Origin of the sequence: Enterobacter cloacae complex sp. SHL018 (assembly GCF_049237905.1) — a bacterium.
GTDB classification, from domain to species: Bacteria; Pseudomonadota; Gammaproteobacteria; order Enterobacterales; family Enterobacteriaceae; genus Enterobacter; species Enterobacter hormaechei_C.
The window spans coordinates 1160981-1181101 of the sequence record NZ_JBMKJE010000001.1; the positions used below are offsets into that span (position 1 = coordinate 1160981).

24 protein-coding genes are annotated in these 20121 nt (G+C 55.5%); 9 read left to right on the top strand and 15 right to left on the bottom strand.

Features of this window, described 5'->3' with window-relative positions:
- Positions 1-4: 4 nt before the first annotated feature.
- The 7 genes from pqqE to ACOTY5_RS05725 all read right to left on the bottom strand — a co-directional run bounded on the left by pqqE (position 5) and on the right by ACOTY5_RS05725 (position 5744).
- The gene (gene pqqE, locus ACOTY5_RS05695) at positions 5-1147 is read right to left on the bottom strand and encodes a pyrroloquinoline quinone biosynthesis protein PqqE (RefSeq protein ID WP_045142521.1); all 1143 of its coding nucleotides are present in this window, start codon (positions 1145-1147) and stop codon (positions 5-7) included.
- Positions 1134-1412 carry a pyrroloquinoline quinone biosynthesis peptide chaperone PqqD gene (gene pqqD, locus ACOTY5_RS05700; RefSeq protein WP_003857508.1) on the bottom strand — a complete coding sequence of 93 codons (279 nt, stop codon included), beginning with the start codon at positions 1410-1412 and terminating at the stop codon, positions 1134-1136. Before pqqD ends, pqqE begins: the two co-directional genes overlap by 14 nt.
- Positions 1413-1414: 2 nt before the next feature.
- Entirely contained in the window at positions 1415-2170 is a 756-nt protein-coding gene (gene pqqC, locus ACOTY5_RS05705) for a pyrroloquinoline-quinone synthase PqqC (protein WP_003857506.1), read from the bottom strand.
- 2 nt (positions 2171-2172) lie between these two features.
- Positions 2173-3090 carry a pyrroloquinoline quinone biosynthesis protein PqqB gene (gene pqqB, locus ACOTY5_RS05710; protein WP_017384563.1) on the bottom strand — a complete coding sequence of 306 codons (918 nt, stop codon included), beginning with the start codon at positions 3088-3090 and terminating at the stop codon, positions 2173-2175.
- 55 nt (positions 3091-3145) lie between these two features.
- Positions 3146-3217 carry a pyrroloquinoline quinone precursor peptide PqqA gene (gene pqqA / locus ACOTY5_RS05715; RefSeq protein WP_002905689.1) on the bottom strand — a complete coding sequence of 24 codons (72 nt, stop codon included), beginning with the start codon at positions 3215-3217 and terminating at the stop codon, positions 3146-3148.
- A gap of 137 nt (positions 3218-3354) precedes the next feature.
- Positions 3355-4374, bottom strand: coding sequence for a dipeptidase (locus ACOTY5_RS05720; RefSeq protein ID WP_045142520.1), 1020 nt, complete (start codon positions 4372-4374; stop codon positions 3355-3357).
- Between the two features lie 104 nt (positions 4375-4478).
- Positions 4479-5744, bottom strand: a complete 1266-nt coding sequence (locus tag ACOTY5_RS05725; RefSeq protein WP_045142519.1) for a Y-family DNA polymerase — start codon at positions 5742-5744, stop codon at positions 4479-4481.
- A gap of 317 nt (positions 5745-6061) precedes the next feature.
- On the opposite strand from ACOTY5_RS05725, the gene ACOTY5_RS05730 reads away from it, so the two are divergent.
- Positions 6062-6508 (top strand): hypothetical protein, encoded by a 447-nt coding sequence (locus ACOTY5_RS05730; protein WP_023303649.1) that lies wholly within the window; start codon positions 6062-6064, stop codon positions 6506-6508.
- A 67-nt stretch (positions 6509-6575) separates the two neighbouring features.
- Here ACOTY5_RS05730 and yajD read toward each other — a convergent pair whose 3' ends face one another.
- A complete protein-coding gene (yajD, locus tag ACOTY5_RS05735; protein ID WP_006808895.1) occupies positions 6576-6923 on the bottom strand; it encodes an HNH nuclease YajD in 348 nt (115 codons plus the stop codon).
- A 207-nt stretch (positions 6924-7130) separates the two neighbouring features.
- On the opposite strand from yajD, the gene ACOTY5_RS05740 reads away from it, so the two are divergent.
- Together ACOTY5_RS05740 and ACOTY5_RS05745 are read left to right on the top strand one after the other, a co-directional pair.
- Positions 7131-8165, top strand: coding sequence for an LLM class flavin-dependent oxidoreductase (locus ACOTY5_RS05740; RefSeq protein ID WP_017384559.1), 1035 nt, complete (start codon positions 7131-7133; stop codon positions 8163-8165).
- On the top strand, positions 8158-9105 hold the full coding sequence (locus ACOTY5_RS05745) for a zinc-dependent alcohol dehydrogenase family protein (protein ID WP_017384558.1): 948 nt from the start codon (positions 8158-8160) through the stop codon (positions 9103-9105). The genes ACOTY5_RS05740 and ACOTY5_RS05745 overlap by 8 nt, the downstream gene beginning before the upstream one ends.
- Here ACOTY5_RS05745 and ACOTY5_RS05750 read toward each other — a convergent pair.
- On the bottom strand, positions 9102-10142 hold the full coding sequence (locus ACOTY5_RS05750; RefSeq protein WP_003857467.1) for an AI-2E family transporter: 1041 nt from the start codon (positions 10140-10142) through the stop codon (positions 9102-9104). The genes ACOTY5_RS05745 and ACOTY5_RS05750 overlap by 4 nt on opposite strands.
- Positions 10143-10274: 132 nt before the next feature.
- Between ACOTY5_RS05750 and ACOTY5_RS05755 the strand changes: the two genes are divergently transcribed.
- The 3 genes from ACOTY5_RS05755 to mdtI all read left to right on the top strand — a co-directional run bounded on the left by ACOTY5_RS05755 (position 10275) and on the right by mdtI (position 11242).
- The gene (locus ACOTY5_RS05755; protein ID WP_006808891.1) at positions 10275-10445 is read left to right on the top strand and encodes a hypothetical protein; all 171 of its coding nucleotides are present in this window, start codon (positions 10275-10277) and stop codon (positions 10443-10445) included.
- A 118-nt stretch (positions 10446-10563) separates the two neighbouring features.
- On the top strand, positions 10564-10926 hold the full coding sequence (mdtJ, locus tag ACOTY5_RS05760; protein ID WP_015570633.1) for a multidrug/spermidine efflux SMR transporter subunit MdtJ: 363 nt from the start codon (positions 10564-10566) through the stop codon (positions 10924-10926).
- A complete protein-coding gene (mdtI, locus tag ACOTY5_RS05765; RefSeq protein WP_003857463.1) occupies positions 10913-11242 on the top strand; it encodes a multidrug/spermidine efflux SMR transporter subunit MdtI in 330 nt (109 codons plus the stop codon). The genes mdtJ and mdtI overlap by 14 nt, the downstream gene beginning before the upstream one ends.
- Positions 11243-11247: 5 nt before the next feature.
- On the opposite strand, the gene ACOTY5_RS05770 is transcribed toward mdtI, so the two are convergent.
- From ACOTY5_RS05770 to ACOTY5_RS05790, 5 genes are all read right to left on the bottom strand, one after another.
- A complete protein-coding gene (locus tag ACOTY5_RS05770; RefSeq protein ID WP_003857461.1) occupies positions 11248-12069 on the bottom strand; it encodes a trypsin-like serine peptidase in 822 nt (273 codons plus the stop codon).
- 102 nt (positions 12070-12171) lie between these two features.
- Positions 12172-12252: a hypothetical protein gene (locus ACOTY5_RS05775; RefSeq protein WP_108720693.1), complete on the bottom strand. Its 81-nt coding sequence runs from the start codon at positions 12250-12252 to the stop codon at positions 12172-12174.
- A 92-nt stretch (positions 12253-12344) separates the two neighbouring features.
- Positions 12345-12650 carry an acid resistance repetitive basic protein Asr gene (gene asr, locus ACOTY5_RS05780; RefSeq protein WP_003857459.1) on the bottom strand — a complete coding sequence of 102 codons (306 nt, stop codon included), beginning with the start codon at positions 12648-12650 and terminating at the stop codon, positions 12345-12347.
- Between the two features lie 149 nt (positions 12651-12799).
- Positions 12800-14284, bottom strand: a complete 1485-nt coding sequence (locus ACOTY5_RS05785; RefSeq protein ID WP_015570631.1) for a carboxypeptidase M32 — start codon at positions 14282-14284, stop codon at positions 12800-12802.
- Between the two features lie 74 nt (positions 14285-14358).
- Positions 14359-15612, bottom strand: a complete 1254-nt coding sequence (locus ACOTY5_RS05790; RefSeq protein WP_017384556.1) for an MFS transporter — start codon at positions 15610-15612, stop codon at positions 14359-14361.
- Positions 15613-15733: 121 nt separating this feature from the next.
- Here ACOTY5_RS05790 and ACOTY5_RS05795 point away from each other — a divergent pair, with 121 nt between their 5' ends.
- The 3 genes from ACOTY5_RS05795 to bioD all read left to right on the top strand — a co-directional run bounded on the left by ACOTY5_RS05795 (position 15734) and on the right by bioD (position 18808).
- Positions 15734-16639 (top strand): LysR family transcriptional regulator, encoded by a 906-nt coding sequence (locus ACOTY5_RS05795; protein ID WP_045142518.1) that lies wholly within the window; start codon positions 15734-15736, stop codon positions 16637-16639.
- Positions 16640-16760: 121 nt separating this feature from the next.
- On the top strand, positions 16761-17981 hold the full coding sequence (mlc, locus tag ACOTY5_RS05800) for a sugar metabolism global transcriptional regulator Mlc (protein WP_045142517.1): 1221 nt from the start codon (positions 16761-16763) through the stop codon (positions 17979-17981).
- Between the two features lie 131 nt (positions 17982-18112).
- Entirely contained in the window at positions 18113-18808 is a 696-nt protein-coding gene (gene bioD / locus ACOTY5_RS05805; protein WP_015570628.1) for a dethiobiotin synthase, read from the top strand.
- Here bioD and clcB read toward each other — a convergent pair.
- On the bottom strand, positions 18743-20053 hold the full coding sequence (clcB, locus tag ACOTY5_RS05810) for a voltage-gated ClC-type chloride channel ClcB (RefSeq protein ID WP_023296525.1): 1311 nt from the start codon (positions 20051-20053) through the stop codon (positions 18743-18745). The two genes, bioD and clcB, sit on opposite strands and share 66 nt — an antisense overlap.
- Between the last annotated feature and the right edge of the window lie 68 nt (positions 20054-20121).

The window sequence follows — 20121 nt, forward strand, 5'->3', positions numbered from 1 at the left end:
ATCGTTACAGTTCCCGGGTTTTATAGATAAGCTGAGAACGGGTACGGTTGCGGAACTGAAGCTGACCGATCTTCATATCACTACAGGCTGCTTCGCGGCGCGCCTCGAGGATTTTATGATGATGCGGCGATTTGCTGCACACCGGATCGGCGTTATCAGCATTCCCGGTGAGCATAAAGGCCTGGCAGCGGCAGCCGCCGAAGTCCTTCTCCTTTTCATCGCAAGAGCGGCACGGCTCTGGCATCCAGTCAAACCCGCGATAGCGGTTGAAGCCGAAAGAGTCATACCAGATGGATTCCAGACTCTGCTCAAGCACCGACGGGAAATCCACCGGCAGCTGGCGCGCGCTGTGGCAGGGCAGCGCCGTGCCTTCCGGGGTCACGCTGAGGAAAATCGCCCCCCAGCCGCCCATACAACCTTTTGGCCGCTCTTCGTAATAATCGGGGGTGACGAACAGCAGGTTGGTCAGATTGCCGCTGGCGGCCATTTTTTGCCGATATTCGGCAACCACGCGTTCCGCGCGGGCGATCTGTTCCCGCGTCGGCAGAAGCCCCTGACGATTAAGGAACGCCCAACCGTAGAACTGGCAGGTGGCAAGTTCGACGTCGTCGGCGTCCAGTTCGATGCACAGCTCGATGATTTTATCGATCTGATCGATATTGTGCCGGTGCAGGACGAAATTCAGCACCATTGGGTAATCGCGGGCTTTGACCGCTCTGGCCATGGCCAGCTTCTGCTGGAAGGCTTTTTTATTCCCCGCCAGCGCAGCGTTGAGCACTTCATCGCTGGCCTGGAAGCTAATCTGGATATGGTCCAGACCGGCCTCGCTGAACGCGTCGAGTTTGCTTTCCGTCAGGCCAATTCCCGAGGTGATCAGGTTGGTATAAAAACCGAGATCGCGGGCGGCGCGGATCAGCTCCGGCAGATCTTTACGCGTCAACGGTTCGCCGCCGGAAAAGCCTATCTGCACGCTGCCCATCGCCCGCGCCTGGCGGAAAACCTCAATCCACTGTTCGGTGGTCAGCTCCTGATCCTGCCGGGCGAAGTCCAGCGGGTTAGAGCAATAAGGACACTGTAGCGGACAGCGATAGGTCAGCTCCGCCAGCAGCCACAGCGGTGGATTGACGGCGGGTTTATTCTGGCTCACGGAAAATAATCCACTTCTGTTGATAAGCGATTTGCAGGAATTCTACGACGTCGTCATCCACGCCGCCGGCTTCCGGGAACCGTTCGTTGAGTATGGCAATGATGGCCGCCGCGTCGCGTTGGCCATCGACCAGTTCGAGGATCGCGGCCGCGGTCTCATTGAGTTTAGCCATGCCTTCCGGATAGAGGATGACATGGCTGTCCTGAGCGGCTTCCCATTGCAGGCGATAGCCGCGACGAAAGGCGACGATGGAGTTTTTTTGCATGCTTATACCAGTCGGGTTGTGTGCCAGGCCGCTTTGTCGGTGACCGTGTGATAAGGCGGACGCTGTAGCGCGTAGGCCATGGTCATCGCGTCGAGCATCGACCACAGGATATCGAGTTTGAACTGAAGGATCTCCAGCATCCGATTCTGCTTTTCCGCGCTATCGCAGTAACGCTTCGCCAGCTCCAGGCCGTGTTCAACGTCGCGGCTGGCCTGGCTGAGGCGGCTGCGGAAATAAAAATAGCCTTCCTCTTTGATCCACGGGTAGTGCTGTGGCCAGCTGTCGAGACGCGACTGATGGATTTGCGGGGCGAACAGTTCGGTGAGCGAGCTGCATGCCGCCTCCTGCCAGTTGGCGCGGCGGGCGAAGTTAACGTAAGCGTCGACGGCGAAACGGACGCCGGGCAGCACGTGGCGTTCGCTGATTAAGTCCTCGCGGCTGAGCCCCACGGCTTCGCCCAGCTGTAGCCAGGCTTCGATACCGCCGTCATGACCGTTACTACCGTCGTGATCGAGGATCCGCTGCACCCATTTGCGACGCGTGTGCGGATCCGGGCAGTTCGCCATAATTGCCGCGTCTTTCAGCGGGATCGTCGTCTGGTAGTAAAACCTGTTCGCCACCCAGCCCTGGATCTGCTCGCGGCTGGCCTCGCCGTTATGCATCGCGATATGGTACGGATGGTGAATATGATAGTAGGCGCCTTTCGCCCGGAGGGCGTGCTCAAACTCTTGCGGTGAGAGCGTTTCGCGAATGTGCATAGTTAGTCCTGAAGCGTGATGTTCATCCCGTCCCAGCTCACTTCTATTCCCTGCTGCGCAAGGGCGTGACGCTGCGGCGACTGCTCGTTAAGGATCGGGTTGGTGTTATTAATGTGGATCAGAATCTTGCGCTTTGCCGGCAGCGAGGCCAGCAGCGCCATCATGCCGTGTTCATCGCCGAGCGCCAGATGGCCCATGTCGCGGCCGGTATTGCGCCCGACGCCAGTGGCCTGGAGTTCATCGTCCTGCCAGACGGTGCCGTCAATCAGCAGACAGTCCGCTTTTTTAAGCCACGGCAGGATGGTGTCATCGGGTTCACCGAGACCTGGTGCGTAGAACAGCGTCTGACCGTTGCGGCGGTTTTCGATAAACAGCGCCACGTTATGCCCCGGCAGCGGGCGGTCGCGCCACGGCGAATAGGGCGGTGCGTTACTGGCGATGGGGACAGCGGTAAACTGCAAATCAGGGCAGGCTTCCACGCTAAAGGCGGTGAGCGGCGCGATCGGGTGATGAATCAGGCCACCGTTCCAGTGCCGGAGCATGGTAAAAATCGGGAATCCGCTGGAAAGATCTTCATGCACCTCCGGCGTACACCATACCTGATGCGGGCACCCTTCGCGCAGGCTGAGCAGCCCGGTGGTGTGGTCAATCTGGCTATCGGTGAGAATAATGCCGCCAATATGCGTGCCGCGCAGAACCTCTTTCTTATTCAGTTCTGGCGTATGGGCAATTTGCTGGCTGATATCGGGGGAGGCGTTACACAGCACCCACTCTTTGCCGTTATCGCTGACGATGATCGACGACTGGGTGCGAGGGGTCGCCTGAAGGGTACCGTCGCGCAAACCCTGACAGTTTGCGCAGTTACAGTTCCACTGGGGGAAACCACCGCCAGCGGCGGAACCGAGGACTTTAATAAACATGAAGATGGGCCAGGTAGTCAAACAAAAATGCCCGCACGGATGGCGGGCAGAGCGATTAGCGGTTGGAAATGTACAGGGTCACTTCCAGGCCAAGACGTAAATCAATAAAAGCAGGTTTCTTCCACATCGTTTTTTCCTCTTTAAAAAAGCAGCACCAACGCCATTGTTTGTGCCAGTTTTGTGATGGTCATCAAATAATGCGTCACAGGAGGGCAAAGCTCAACCCGAAAGTGTAAGGAATTAACTTAATGTTTACAACGTAACCTATTGTTGCCAAACATTTTGCAATACCTTTTGCCAGTTGCCCCACAGCAGCTTATTCAGCACAAATTGATCATAGCCGCTGTCACGCAACGCGCTGATTAGCCGCGGTAAACCACTCACATCGTGTAAGTCATCAGGCAACGTAATGCCGTCAAAATCGGAGCCCAGCGCGACATGATCGTCACCCATGATGTTAATAAGATAGTCGATATGGCGAACAATCGTACTCAGCGGGGTATCGCTATCGCGTTTACCGTCGGCGCGCAAAAACGCGTTGCCGAAATTGATGCCTGCCACGCCGCCGCTGTCGCGGATAGCCAGCAGCTGCCGATCGGTCAGATTGCGCGGTTGCGGGCACAGCGTATGGGCGTTGGAATGGGTGGCGACCAGCGGTGAAGAGGAATGACGAGCGGTATCCCAGAACGCTTTTTCATTCATATGCGAAACGTCAATCAGCATGTTCAGGGCGTTAGCGTGCTTAATGAGGGCGATACCCTCAGCGGTAAGCCCTGGGCCGCTGTCCGGGCTGCCGGGAAACGCCCCATTAACGCCGGTGCCAAAACGGTTAGCAATGTTCCAGAAAGGCCCAATGCTGCGCACCCCGGCGGCATAAAAAGCCTGTAGATCGCCTCCCTCGCCGTCAAAACCGCCCGCGCCCTCAATATGCGCCACCATCGCCAGCACTTTATCCTGACGGCAGCGTTCGATATCCGCCGCGCTCAGGCACAATCGTGCCCGGCCATCGGAGTGGGCGACAAGCTGCTTAAGGATCGTCAGCTGCTGCCAGAGAATGTCGACCGGCTGCCACGGCTCGCTGGCGTATTGTGGCGCCATGCGGGCGATATACTCCTGCGGCGGCACGAACAGCGCGAACAGCCCGCCGGAAAATCCGCCTTGCTGCATGCGTGGATAATCGAGGTGTCCGTTCTCAATGCCGGAGAAGAAGGCCGTTACCGGATCCTGGCGATGGTGAAGCCATAAATTAAGCAACAGGTCATTGTGACCATCAAAAATCGCCATAGCGCATCCCACTGTCTTTTATTGCTGCGAAAGTTGCCTGGCACGATAACCGATTTGTCCGGTCCGGCAAGGGGAAAATTACAACTTAGCAGCAATTGTTAATATCACTTAACAGTGAGGAGATCCTCAAAGCGGGTGGTGTAGCGGGGTGAAAGCATTTCCCGTTTCATCTGCCACGGCTGCTGTATACCCTGTCCCGCGAAGTAAAGCGTGCCACGGCCATTTTCAGCATTCAGATGGTCTAATACATCCATTAACTTTTGGCTGTTTTTCCTGGGTGCGTTGTCGTCAAACAGATTAAGTTGCGCGACGCCCTGGCTATAAAAATCTCCCAGCATCACTCCGGCTTTCTGGTACCGATGGCCGTTCTTCCAGACCGCATCCAGACAACGAACTGATGCGCCGATAATATCCCGGCTATCCTGGGTTGGGGTGAGCAGTTTTACCGACGCGCTATTGCCATAATATGGCTCCTTAAGCGCGAAGGGCGAGGTTTTAACAAATACGGAGATAAAGCGGCAATGCTGATGCTCATTGCGAAGTTTTTCTGCTGCCCGGGCGGCATAACTACAGATGGCCTGGCGTACATCGTCATATTCGGTGAGGCGTTCGCCAAACGAGCGCGAACAGACGATTTCTTGCTTTACCGGGGCAAACTCTTCCAGTTCAAGACACGATTCGCCCCGTAATTCACGCACCGTTCTCTCCAGCACGACATTGAAATGTTTTCTTATGAACCGGATATCGGTGTCTGCCAGTTGCAGGACGGTCTTAATCCCCATCATCTCAAGCTTCTTCGCTATGCGACGTCCTACACCCCAAACGTCTTCGACGGGTAGCGCCGCCATCAGCTTTCTCTGACGATCCACATTGGATAAATCAACAACGCCTCCCGTCTGGCGCTGCCAGCGTTTCGCCGCGTGATTTGCCAGTTTCGCCAGCGTCTTTGTGGGTGCGATGCCCACTCCGACGGTCAGATGGGTGCGTTGCAGTACGGTCGCTCTCATTTCATGCCCAAAGTCGGAAAGATCGCGACAATTACGCACGCCGGTAAGATCGCAAAAGATCTCATCAATTGAGTATATTTCGCTACGAGGCGACATCTCTTCAAGCGTGTTCATTACCCGGTTGGACATATCCGCGTAAAGTTCATAATTACTGCTGAAACAAACCACGCCATGATGCCTGAAGAGATCTTTCTGTTTGAAGTACGGTTCACCCATTTTCACAAAGGGTTTGGCTTCAGCGGAGCGAGAGATGACGCACCCATCGTTATTGGACAACACGACCACCGGTCGTCCCTTCAGGTCCGGGCGAAAAACCGTTTCACAGGAAGCATAGAAAGCGTTCACATCACACAGTGCAAACATGGTCAGCTCGCAGATGTCGCGATACAGGTCACTACGCCGCGAGCCTTCGTGGGCGCGCTTATACGTTCATTCAGAACGTAAGGAACAGGGTCATTGAATAGGGGAAGGGCCACGCTCCGGCGTCGCTCTGATGGCGTGAAAAACTGCATGATGATCACCGTCAATTAATACTGTATTTATATACAGTATTGTATATCGATAGCAAAGATCAAGGGTAACAAGGCATCATGGCGTACGGGCGTAGAAGGATAATTATCACGACCAGACTATTTGGGTATACTTCTTCACTTATAACTATGCATGTCAGGTAACGAAATATGCGGGAGAGCATTAACGTTCTTTTTGTGGTGCTGTCTTTTGTGGCACTGATTATGCTGATACGCTTTTTCGTCAGGCGTATTCGGCATCCAACGCGCATCGTTGCCGATAGCCGGGGAATGAAAAAAATCTCAACCCATCCTGTCTGGTTTGGCGGCTCGTCAGGTAAAACCTACTTTTATGATGAGCAGTATTTATACGAGGTTATAAAGAGCAGCACCCGTAAAATTGAGCTGGCGACTATCATAAAAATTAAACCAGGCTCGATAGTGATAAATAACAGGCGGATCTGGTCTGTGAGTTATCTTGAGGGAACCCGTGAAAAACAGGTGCAATTTTATAATAATCTGACGGTGTTTAATCAAAACTTCGCTGCGTTTTTAGAGGCAGTAAAACGCGTGAACCCTGAGGCAGATATTAAAGCCGTGTCATTGTTCAACCTGTGACTGGAATACAACATATGTGGCTTTCTGACTGCCCATACGACAGGTATGGGCAGTGAAGCCGTCGATATTACTTCTTCTTGTTCATCATCGCCTTGAGATCGGCAAAGGGGTTAAACGTGGCGACACCCACGTCTTTTTGCGCATCCTCACCCGCGACAACGGTGGTGCCATACTGATCCGCTTCGGTGTACTTTGAGTGTTCGTGATCGTGACAAAACAGGCACAACAGCTCCCAGTTACTGCCATCTTCCGGGTTATTGGTGTGATCGTGGTCGATATGGTGAACCGTGAGTTCACGAAGATTTGAATAAACAAACTCACGCGAGCAGCGTCCACAAACCCAGGGGTAGATTTTTAGCGCTTTTTCACGGTAGCCGCTTTCCAGCCGTGCGTAGTTTTTGGGGATCAGAGCCATTGCTGATGTTACCTGTTAAAAAGAGAATAGTTCACACTATATCCCATTATGAGATGTCAGGAGAATGCCTCCTCTGCGGGAAGGCAGCGTGCGATTTGCGTATTTCTGTCAGTTTATTTGAAGCATTCCGTTAAATAATCACCATTTATTCTCATCCGTTAATGCGTAGAGTAGGGATAACGCAATGCTTTATCAGGATACTCCACTATGAAAAAGATCGGATTTTTGTCGTTTGGTCACTGGACGCCGTCACCTCAGTCCGGCACGCGAACCGCGGCTGACACGCTGCTACAGTCCATCGATCTGGCGGTCGCTGCCGAAGAGCTGGGCGCGGACGGGGCTTATTTCCGTGTGCATCACTTTGCCCGCCAGCTCAGTTCGCCATTCCCCTTGCTGGCGGCAATAGGCGCGAAAACCAAACGCATCGAAATCGGGACGGGCGTGATCGACATGCGGTATGAAAATCCGCTGTATATGGCGGAAGATGCTGGCGCGGCAGATCTCATCTCCGGCGGGCGATTACAGCTTGGTATCAGCCGGGGTTCCCCGGAGCAGGTGATTGATGGCTGGCGTTATTTTGGTTACGTGCCGCAGGAAGGGGAAAACGAATCTGATATGGCGCGCCGCCACACTGAGGTACTGCTTGATGTATTACGCGGTGAAGGGTTTGCAAAGCCTAACCCACAGCCGATGTTCCCAAACCCGCCGGGATTGTTGCGTCTGGAGCCGCATTCAGAAGGCTTACGCGATCGTATCTGGTGGGGGGCTGGCTCTAATGCAACGGCAGTATGGGCGGCAACACTGGGGATGAACCTGCAAAGCTCAACGCTGAAAGATGATGAAACCGGCGAGCCGTTCCATATTCAGCAGGCAAAACAGATCCGTGCCTACCGACAGGCCTGGGCTGAGGCAGGGCATACCCGTCAGCCACGCGTTTCGGTCAGCCGCAGTATTTTTGCCCTGATGGACGATCGCGACCGGATGTATTTCGGCTCAAGCCGCAATGAGAGCGACAGCGTGGGCTATCTGGATGAGAAAACGCGGGCCATTTTCGGACGCAGCTATGCCGCAGAGCCAGACAAGCTGATTGAACAGTTGAAAAAGGATGAAGCGATCGCGGAAGCGGATACGCTGTTACTTACCGTGCCGAATCAGCTGGGCGTGGAATACAACGCACATGTGATCGAGTCCATCCTGAAACATGTCGCACCGGAAATGGGATGGCGCGATCGCAATGCTTAATCTGGCCCTCTGGTATCGCCGGTTTGGTGAGCCTGAATCGGTACTGCAAGCGGAAACCACACCATTGTCGCCGCGACAGCCGGGAGAGATACGTGTGCGCATGCTTTTTTCCCCGGTGAACGCCTCCGATCTCATCCCCATCACCGGAGCATATCGCCATCGCACGCCGCTGCCTGCGATAGCCGGTTATGAAGGGGTCGGAATAGTGACCGAAACGCCCGCCGCTTATCCGGCGCTGCTGGGCAAGCGGGTCCTGCCGTTACGGGGGCAGGGAACCTGGCAGCGCTATGTCGACTGCCCGGCGGCGTATGCGGTTCCCGTCCCGGACGACGTCGACTCGCTACTTGCCGCGCGGGCGTATATCAACCCGCTTGCCGCACAGATGATGCTGGACCGCTATCCTCCGGTCGGGAAAACGGTGCTGCTCACCGCTGCCGGTTCTGACTGCGCCGTTCTGCTCGGGCAATGGGCACGCCAGGCGGGTGCGGAGGCGGTTTACGGGATCCATCGTTCGCCCGTGCACGCTCAACGTCTGGCTGAAATGGGGATCGTCCCGATTGCGCAACATGATACGACCGCCGTCAACGCTGCCGCCGCGCAAGCGGAGGTGGTGTACGACGCCACGGGCGGCAGTCTGGCGGAGACGATCCTGAGCGTGATGCCCGAAACCGGCACCTTTGTCTGCTACGGGCTACTCTCCGGGCAGACCTTCCGGCAGCAGCGGCCGTTGCCGCGCGTGGCGTGGTTTCACATTCGTAACTATCTGGACGCGCTGAGCGCTGAGGCGTGGCAGGCGGAGTTTCGGCGCATCTGGCCTAAACTGCGCGCCAGCCAGTGCAGCGATGTCACCCTCTACCCGCTGTCGGAATGGCAGCGGGCAGTAGGCAACTATCGCGAAGCGGGAAGAACGGGCAAGCCCATGCTGTCGATGGACAATTAGTCGGCCTTATGGCTCATGTCGCTCAGCAGTACAGCGATACTTTGTCCACCGGCGGTCTGCTCCAGGCCAATTTTGACAATAATTGTCAGTGGAACGGAGAGCAGCATGCCGACAGGCCCGAGCAGCCAGCCCCAGAAAATCAGGGACAGGAACACAACAAGGGTTGAAAGCCCCAGCCCGCGTCCCATTATCCGTGGTTCGAGAATGTTCCCGAAGACAAGGTTAATCACCAGATAGCCTGCCAGCAGAATCAGGGCATCATACAAACCGCTGAAAACCAGCACCTGAAGGATAGGGGGGATCGCCGCCAGCACGGAGCCGATGTTAGGAATATAGTTGAGCGCAAAGGCCAGCAGCCCCCAGACAAAGGCAAAACGCACATCCAGCGCGGCGAGCATCCCCCAGACCACTAATCCCGTCACCAGGCTGATGGCCGTTTTCAGCACCAGATAGCGTGAAACGCTGTCGAGCGCGCGCTGAATGGCGCCCATTCCCTCTACCGGACGCACCATGATGTGCTGGAGCTTTGCAGGCAGCTGTGGAACTTCCAGCAGCATAAACACAACCGTCAGGAACAGCAGGAAAATCGAGGTCATGGCGTTGGAGAGTTGTGCCAGCAGGCTGGTGACAATCGTCATGGCGGCATTCGGATCGATGTATTTAAGCAGTTCCTCAACCGAGACTTCGATACCCGCGCGTTGCAGCCAGGGTTCAATTTGCAGCAGCGGGGTCGCCAGGGAAGAGCGGTATGTCGGTAGCGTCCGCGCCAGCTCGTTCAGGGAGGTTCCCAGATAGGCGACTAACAGCACCATCGCAACGATAATAATACTGATAAGCAGGCTTATCGCCAGCACACGCGGGATGCGCAGCCGCACCATTCGCTGCACCAGTGGATTGAGGATCACCGCGATAAAAAGCGCCAGGATAAAAGGCACGATGATATCGGCCGCAAAACGAACGCCGGTCAGAATGATCACCAGCATGCCCAGCATGATGACGATCTTAAGCCCGTTGAGGGTGATAATAGGTTTGGCCATGGACGTTCCTGAACAGTTTTTTATTTATAATAGAGGGGAAAGCGGATTAAAAAAACTAACCAAAATCAAACAGACTGGGTAAAGAAATGAAAAGGCTTTGAGTAAATTCCTGGCTTATGATACAAATCAGGCGTGTTCAACTACCGAGGACAATTTTCATCCGCAAAGACGAGAAGCAACACCGCGGATAATTGTAATTTTATGGACAATTTGTTCAGGACGTATTTTTCAAACAACTCTGCTCTGTTTTCAACCTCCCTCTGCCTGCTTTCTGGTGAGCAACACTGGCGTTCCGCGCTATAGTCACGTCTTCTGCCTGAGCTGGCGCTATGCGCTTAGCTAACTGATTTAATTCCCAATTTTTTGGTTTGCTGTCCGCAGCGAGCCTCGATGGATTATATTCTCAAGCAGGAGAAAAAACATGTTTTACTGGATTTTATTAGCTCTGGCGATCGTCGCTGAAATTACCGGCACCTTGTCGATGAAATGGGCAAGCGTGAGTGATGGCAGCACCGGTTTTATTTTGATGCTGGTCATGATTACGCTTTCCTATATTTTCCTCTCTTTTGCGGTTAAAAAAATCGCGCTGGGCGTGGCATACGCATTGTGGGAAGGTATTGGTATTTTATTGATTACGCTGTTTAGCGTCATGTTATTTGATGAAACCCTGACGACAATGAAAATTGCCGGGCTGACGACCCTGGTCGCAGGTATCGTGCTGATTAAATCGGGTACACGCAAACCGGCAAAACAGCAGAAGGAGCAGACCCATGCAGCAGTTTGAATGGATCCACGCGGCCTGGCTGGCTTTCGCCATCGTTCTGGAAATTATTGCCAACGTCTTTCTGAAGTTCTCCGACGGTTTTCGTCGCAAAGCCTACGGCCTGTTATCGATTGCCGCGGTTCTGGGGGCGTTTAGCGCCCTGTCACAGGCGGTGAAAGGCATCGATCTGTCCGTGGCCTATGCGCTGTGGGGGGGCTTCGGTATTGCCGCCACCCTGGCGGCAGGCTGGATTATGTTCGGGCAGCGTTTAAACAATAAAGGCTGGATAGGGCTGGTATTACTGCTCGCCGGCATGATCATGATTAAACTGGCCTGAGTGACCTACTGCTGCGCCAGGGCTTCCAGCCGGTCGCGAAAACCGGTCACCGACAACGCCCGGTTATCTGCGCGCCAGCGGTCTTTCGCCGCTGGCGCAGAACTCTGAACGCCAATCAGCTGCCAGCCGTTATCAGTTTTTAACATCAGGGGCGATCCGCTATCACCCGGTAGCGTATCGCACTGATGCGACAGTACGCTGTTTTGCGCCCAACCCGTCACCACGCAGTCCGTATGGGTGTACAGCGAATCGAGGTGATCAACAGGATAACCTGATTGCGTCACTTTTCGATCGGCGGCTTTCAGGGCGGCGGTGAGCGCGGCCTTATCGCCATCAAAGAGCGGCAGCGGGGTGATCCCGGACGGCGGATAACGTAAAACGATCAGCCCGAAATCCCAGGAGGCCGCCCCGGGCGGCACAATCCAGCCATCGCCATCCGGTTTCAGGCGTTTGCCAAGCGACGGATCCACACGCCCCTCAATACCGTGAATTTCGTAGCGCCATATTCCTTTTTGCGACACAAAGCGCAGGGCGATTGCTTTATCCGGTTTGCCTTCAGGCGGCATTAACAGGCAATGACCCGCCGTCAGCGCAAGGCGTGGCGTAATGAGGGTTGCGGTACATAAATTGCCGCTGGCGGTTTCCAGTTGCCCGATGGCATCCCAGGGCGATTCGGTAGGATCGGTGACACGCGTACGATCGTCATGACCAAAAAACAGCGTCTTTACCTCTTTGGCGCTAATGGCGTCATCGTCGCCATCATCCGCATGTGAAAAGCCAGCAAAAAGGCTAAACGTTCCCAGTAACAACACAACAGATTTACGCATATCACACTCTGGTGGGGGTAATTATGATTATTAAAAGTGAACCCTATGAAAATACTATAGACGCGACGGCGAGAAAGTGGGAGTAAAATCAGCGTGCTACATTCAGGAAAGATAAAAGTGGCTGGCGATGAGCGCGCATAAAATTAGCAGGATAAGAATGAACTCAAACCGATAGCGCAGCATACGCCCTCCGGATAAAAAAACGGCGCTGACCGCAAACCCGTTCAGCGCCGGTTTACCAACGTGCCCCGAAGGGCACGGTTAAGCTTGTACTCTTACGCTGCTGGCTGTGCAGCAGGTTTAGCCGCTTCGTGTTTTGCCGCTTTTTTGTGATGTTTTTTAGCCGCCTGGGCTTTCTGCTCTACCGCAGGTTTTGCCGCTTTTTTATGGTGCTTTTTCGCGGCCTGCGCTTTTTGTTCTGCCGCTGGTTTAGCCGCTTTGTGATGTTTTTTATGGTGAACCGTTTTGGCCGGAGCAGCGGTGGATGCCGCAGGCGCTGCGGTGGCGGTAGTTTCAGCCGCGAATGCAGCGGAAGACAGACCCATAGCAGCGGCAACAACCAGAGCTAATACTTTTTTCATTTTCATACCCTCGAATTTGGTTTCTCATTTAACCCCACTGCGGGGCCGTTGAAATAACTATATCCCTGTAAATTCGGGGTTTCCGTGAGTGATTGGTATCGGCGTGTAACCGTATGTACAACGCCGGGGTGGACCCCCGGCGCGTTCGGTTACAGGTAGCGGGACGTCAGGTGTTCGCGGAAGTAGCGGATATTCAGATCTTCACCCGTGGCCTGGGTGATGAGCTGCGACGTGCTGAAACGGCTGCCGTGCTGCCAGATATTCTGACGCAGCCAGTCAAACAGCGCCGAGAAATCGCCCCCGGCAATGGATGCCTGCAACCCGGGCAGCGCAGTTTTGGCGGCATGGAACAGCTGTGCCGCATACATTGCCCCCAGCGTGTAAGACGGGAAGTAGCCAAAACCGCCGTCGGTCCAGTGGATATCCTGCATACAGCCGTTGCGGTAGTTATCTTTGGTGGATAACCCAAGCCACGCCTGCATTTTCTCATCCCATAACGCGGGAATATCATCGACTTCAATTTCGCCATTGATTAGCGCGCGCTCGATCTCATAGCGCAGCACCACATGCGCCGGATAGCTCACTTCATCCGCATCAACGCGGATGTAGCCCGGCTTCACGCGCTGGTTCCAGGCAATAAAATTCTCTTCGCTGAATGCCGCCTGGCTACCGAAACGGGCATGAACCGCCGGAAGCAGATGCTTCAGGAAAGCGTCGCTGCGGCCCAGCTGCATTTCAAAGAACAAGCTCTGGGATTCATGGATCGCCGTAGAACGCGCCAGCGCAACGGGCTGACCGGCCCACGCTCGCGGAAGGTTTTGTTCGTAGCGGGCATGTCCGGTTTCGTGGATCACGCCGAAAAGCGCGCTGAGCAGTTCATCTTCATCGTAACGCGTGGTGATACGTACATCTTCCGGCACGCCGCCGCAGAACGGGTGAGCGCTAACGTCCAGACGACCGCCGTTAAAATCGAAGCCAAGCATTTTCATCGCTTCCAGGCCCAGCTCGCGCTGCGTGGCGGTCGGGAAGGGACCCTGTGGCGGAACGAACGATCGTTGAGCCTGTTTTTCCACAACCTTTGCCAGCAGCTCCGGCAGCCAGGACTTCAGATCGCCGAACAGCACATCCAGGCGAGCGCTGGTCATGTCGGGTTCAAAGATATCCAGCAGCGCGTCGTAAGGCGTGCAGCCTTTAGCCTCAGCGCGCAGGCGGGCCTCTTCACGACTGAGTTTCACCACCTCTTTCAGGTTGGCTGAAAAGCCCTGCCAGTCGTTGGCCGGACGCTGAGTGCGCCACGCGTGTTCACACCTGCTGCCCGCCAGCGATTTGGCCTCCACCAGCGATTCCGGCAGTAAAGTGGCCTGCTGGTAGTGGCGCGTCATTTCACGCAGGTTGGCCTGCTCAACGTCGTTCAGATCTTCGTCTGCCGCCGCCGCCAGCCATTCACCCACTTTTTTATCGGTCAGGATCTGATGTTGCAGGACGCTCATCTCCGCCAGCGCTTCACCGCGCGCGGCGCTGCCGCCTGGCGGCATCATGGTGAACATGTCCCAGCTGGCGATGGAGGAGAGGTGCGAGAAGCGGGAGAGGCGCTGGAAGGTGCGGGTGAGTTGTTGATAGTTATTGTTTTTCATGAAGTCCTCGTGTCTGAATCAGCCGATGACAAAAATTAGCATCGGCTCGATTTAAACACGAAGAGGGCTGAATGTTAATGCAGTCGTTTATGCAGGCTCGCGCCCACCAGCAGCGCCGCGCACAACATCAGCGCGATAAATCCGCCCACGCCGTTCCAGCCGTAGTTATGCCAGAACACCCCGCCGAGCGTACCGGCTATGCTGGAACCGAGATAGTAACTGAACAGATACAGTGACGAAGCCTGACCTTTGGCGCGGCGCGCGCGTGGGCCAATCCAGCTGCTGGCAACGGAATGCGCGGCAAAGAATCCCGCAGAGAAGAGCAGCATTCCGGCAAAAATCAGCCACAGGGAAGAGAAAAGCGTCATCAGCAGTCCGAACAGCATCACGGCGGTGGAAACCAGCATCACCGGACCACGACCGAAGCGCGCGGTCATGGCGCCCGCTTTTGGCGAACTCCATGTCCCGGTGAGATATGCCACAGAGAGCAAACCCACCAATGCCTGACTAAGATGCCACGGTGAAAGCATCAGACGATAGCCGATGTAATTAAACAGCGTCACGAACGAGCCCATCAGCAGGAAACCGGTCAGGAACAAACGGGGCAGACCTTGATCGCGCCAGTGCAGACGAAAGTTGATAAATAACGTTTTCGGACGCAGGGAGGTCGGGCGGAAATGGCGCGATTCCGGCAGGATTTTCCAGAACATCAGCGCCGAAGCGAGGGCGAAGCAGCCGATAACGGCCAGCGCAATGCGCCAGTTAAAGAAATCAGTAAACACACCGCTGAGCAGGCGTCCGCTCATCCCGCCGATAGAGTTCCCGCTAATGTATAGCCCCATGGAGAAGGCCACGAAGCTCGGGTGGATCTCCTCGCTGAGATAGGTCATCCCGACCGCCGCCACGCCGCTGAGGGATAACCCAATCAGCGCGCGCATGACCAGAATGCCGTGCCAGCTGGTCATCATGGTGGACAGCAAGGTACACACGGAGGCCAGCATTAACGCCGTTACCATGACCTGCTTACGTCCGATGGCATCCGAAAGTGGCCCGGTGAACAGCAGACCGATCGCCAGCATCCCGGTTGAAATGGAGAGCGAAATACTGCTGCTGGCTGGCGACACGCCAAATTCATGCGACAGGACCGGCAGGATCGGCTGAACGCAGTAGAGCAGGGCGAAAGTGGCGAGACCCGCTGAGAAGAGCGCCAGCGTGACGCGCATAAACTGGGGGGTACCACGTTTAATAAACTGAACCGGCTGCGGTGCTGCGGGTAAATCATCAATGTCGCTGGCCGGCGCGATATCAACGGTCGTTGTACGGCTCACACATAATCCTTGCTTAAACATCCCCGTGGTTTCTGGTGACGGGTATGACCACAAGATTAGGGTAGGAAAATGTAAATATTCTGTCTAATATATTAATAATCTCAAATGATACTTTAAAAATATGAATATCGAGCTGCGCCATCTGCGCTATTTTGTCGCCGTCGCCGAAGAGCTGCATTTTGGTCGTGCGGCGGCAAGGCTGAATATCTCTCAGCCACCGCTAAGCCAGCAGATCCAGATCCTGGAGCAGCAGGTCGGGGCGCGTCTGCTGGCGCGAACCAACCGCAGCGTGAGCCTGACGGCGGCGGGAAAACAGTTTCTCGCCGATAGCCGGCAGATCCTGAGTATGGTGGAGGACGCCGCCGCCAGAGCGGAACGGCTTTATCTTGGGGAGACGGGGGAGCTGCGCATCGGGTTTACCTCATCGGCCCCCTTTATCAGCGCTGTTTCACAAACGCTATCCTCGTTTCGCCGTAACTTTCCGGATGTGCATATTCAGACGCGCGAAATAAATACCCGGGAGCAGATATCGCCGCTTAACGAAGGATCGCTCGACCTGGGGCTGATGCGTAACACGCAGTTGCCTGATACCCTGGCGTGGCAGGTGATCCTCCGCGAACCGCTGATGGCGATGATCCCCCGGGATCATCCGCTCGCCGCGCAGCACAGCGTCTCGCTGGCTGAACTGGCGAAAGAGCCGTTTGTCTTTTTTGACCCACAGGTGGGTACCGGGTTGTATGACGATATTCTTGGTCTGATGCGGCGATATGGCCTTGTCCCAACTATCGCGCAGGAGGTGGGGGAAGCCATGACGATCATTGGTCTCGTTGCCGCAGGGCTTGGCGTGTCGATTCTCCCGGCCTCATTTAAACGGGTACAACTGGCGGAAATGCGCTGGGTGAAGATAGCCGAGCAGGATGCAGTCTCAGAGATGTGGCTGGTGTGGTCTAAACATCATGAACAGAGCCATGCGGCACAGCGTTTCAAAGAACAATTAATTAACGCTTCTCGCGGGCGTTATTTATAGGGAAAAGTGGGCGAAAATGTGCAGTAAATCACATGGCTAAGTAAAAATTTGACGTCAGCCATTGAAGTGCTTCACCATAGCCCTCAGTTTATTTCGAAGCTCGAAAATAAGGGAGTACGAGGTGGTTGCTGATAGTCAGCTAGGGCATATCGATCAGATCAAGCAGACCAACGCGGGTGCCGTTTATCGCCTGATTGATCAGCTTGGTCCGGTTTCGCGTATCGATCTTTCGCGCCTGGCACAACTGGCACCCGCCAGTATTACCAAGATTGTCCGCGAAATGCTGGAAGCCCATCTGGTTCAGGAAACAGAAATTCAGGAGCCGGGCAGCCGTGGCCGTCCGGCGGTAGGGCTGGTGGTGGAAACGGAAGCCTGGCACTACCTGTCGCTGCGGATTAGCCGCGGGGAAATCTTCCTCGCGCTGCGCGACCTCAGCAGCAAGCTGGTGGTGGAGGACCGGCTGGAACTCCCGCTTAATGCAGAGCAACCACTTCTCGATGCCATTCTGACCCACATCGACCAGTTCTTTATTCGTCACCAGCAGCGTCTTGAACGTTTAACGGCGATTGCGATCACCCTGCCGGGAATTATTGATACCGAAAATGGCATTGTTCACCGCATGCCGTTTTATGAAAACGTCAAAGAGATGCCGCTGGGCGACGTGCTGGAAAACCACACCGGTGTGCCGGTCTACATTCAGCATGATATCAGCGCCTGGACGATGGCGGAGGCATTGTTTGGTGCCTCCCGGGGCGCGCGCGACGTAATTCAGGTGGTGATTGATCATAACGTTGGCGCAGGTGTGATCACCGACGGGCGTCTGTTGCATGCTGGCAGCAGTAGCCTGGTGGAGATCGGCCATACGCAGGTCGATCCGTACGGAAAACGCTGCTACTGCGGTAACCATGGCTGTCTGGAGACGATTGCCAGCGTCGAAAGCGTGCTGGAGCTGGCGCAGGTGCGGCTCAGCCAGTCGATGAGCTCCACGCTGCACGGTCAACCGTTAAGCGTCGAGGCACTGTGCGCTGCGGCAAGGCAGGGCGATCTGCTGGCGAAGGACATTATTACCGGCGTGGGCAATAATGTCGGGCGCATTCTGGCCATTATGGTGAACCTGTTTAACCCGCAAAAAATACTGATCGGCTCCCCGCTCAGCCAGGCGGCGGATATCCTCTTTCCGGCGATTTCCGCCTGCATCAATCAGCAGGCGCTTCCCGCGTACAGTAAAAACATCGTGGTCGAAAGTACGCAATTTTCCAACCAGGGTACGATGGCCGGCGCCGCGCTGGTAAAAGATGCGATGTACAACGGCTCGTTACTGATTCGTTTGCTACAGGGCTAACTCTTTTCCAGAGATGTACGAAAAATTGCGCTATCTCAAGCCGGGTAGCGCACGCTTCCCGTAGACTTTCCCCACTGAATTATTTACCTGGTTTATATTTTTTGAAGCATACCCAAGAGGTGGAATGAGTCATGCTTAAGCGTTTCTTTATTACTGGTACGGATACGTCTGTCGGGAAGACAGTCGTATCCCGCGCGTTACTTCAGGCCCTGGCGGCAAGCGGTAAACGCGTTGCAGGATACAAGCCGGTTGCAAAAGGCAGTAAAGAGACGCCAGAAGGGCTGCGCAATAAGGATGCCCTGGTTCTGCAAAGCGTCTCGTCTCTGGAACTGCCTTATGATGCCGTTAATCCTATCGCCTTAAGCGAAGAGGAAAGCAGCGTCGCTCACAGTGGGCTTATCAACTACAGCCTGCTTTCTGATGGCCTGGCAAATCTGAGTGAAAAGGTTGACCACGTTGTCGTTGAAGGGACCGGCGGCTGGCGCAGCCTGATGAACGATTTACGTCCCCTTTCCGAATGGGTGGTGCAGGAGCAGTTGCCGGTGATTATGGTCGTGGGCATTCAGGAAGGGTGCATCAACCATGCCTTGCTGACGGCGCAGGCTATCGCTAATGACGGCCTGCCGCTGATTGGTTGGGTGGCGAACCGTATTAACCCGGGCCTTGCGCACTACGCTGAAATCATCGATGTGCTGAGCAAAAAGCTGCCTGGCCCGCTGGTGGGCGAACTGCCTTATCTACCCCGCGCCGAGCAGCGCGAATTAGCGCACTACATCGATCTCTCGGCTTTCGGCGGTATGCTGGCCGTAGATCGAGTCGTGGCGTAGCGTTCTCGACAATACCGACGCCACAACACAGGCAACCAGCAAACCGGGAAGTAAAAAATACTGCCCGGTCATCTCACATACCATCAAGGCCGACATGATTGGCGCATGCGTTGTGGCGGCGAGCAGCGTCGCCATACCCGCCAGCCCGAGCAGGATCGCCGTCTCAGAGCCAGGAAACCACAGCGCAAAGATCTGCGCAAACAGCATTCCCGTTGCCATACCGACAAACAAGGTTGGCGTGAACACGCCTCCCGGCGCGCCGGACCCGCTGCTTGCCAGCACCGCCAGCAATTTGCAAATAAAGACGCCAGCAATCACCGACAGCAGCGGCGGCGACTGCAAAAACGCCTGAACCACGCTATAGCCATTCCCCCATACCTTCGGCGTCAGCAGCGACAGCAGCCCTACGATCAGACCACCCAGCGCCAGCTGCCACGGCGGTGAAAGTTTGAGACGCAGAAACAGCCTGTGGCTGGCCGCCATCAGCCACATCAGCAGCGGGCCGCAAACGCCAGCCAGCAGACCCACGCCAACGATCAGGAAATAATCCACCGCCGTAAGCATCTCGCTGAGATGGACATCATATAGCGTATTCGCGCCGGGACTTAACAGGCGCGTGGTCAGCAGGGCCACTACAGCAGCAATCACCACCGGGCCGAGGGAGGCCAGCATCAGCGTGCCAAACAGGATCTCTGCGATAAACAGGCTGCCCGCCAGCGGCGCATGATAGGCGCTGGCCATCCCGGCGGCGGCACCGCAGGCGATCCACAGTTTCCATTCGGATTTCGGCGTACAACGTTGTGCAAAAAAGGAGGCGGCGAGGGCAGCAAGCAGGATCATGGCGCCTTCACGGCCGATGGCGCTGCCGCTGGCGACCACCAGCAACGACGCGAGGGATTTCACCAGGCTGGCGCCGTAATCAAACTGGCCGTCACCCGTCTCAAGCGCTTCCATATAATCGGTGGGGGCGTGGGGACGTTGTGCCGTCATGCGCTGCCATCCCCACAGTAGCATTCCCGCGGCCAGACCACCCAGCGCAGGCGTCAGCGCCCGCCGCCAGGGTGATAACGCGGCTGCGGCGTTCACCAGACTTCCGCTTTCGTTGCTGAGAAATAGCCACTCCAGCAGATACATGCTGTGGCGGAACACCGCAACGGCCAGCGCCGCCAGCACGCCGGTGACGGTAGCAATCAGGAGACGACGAAACATCGCGCGGATGTCGGGGTAAGCGTGAAGACGTTGCATGAAGTCGTGATTTAACGGGGACGATACAATATTGTGGCGGTAAATCGGGAGGTTAGCAAAAGGTATGC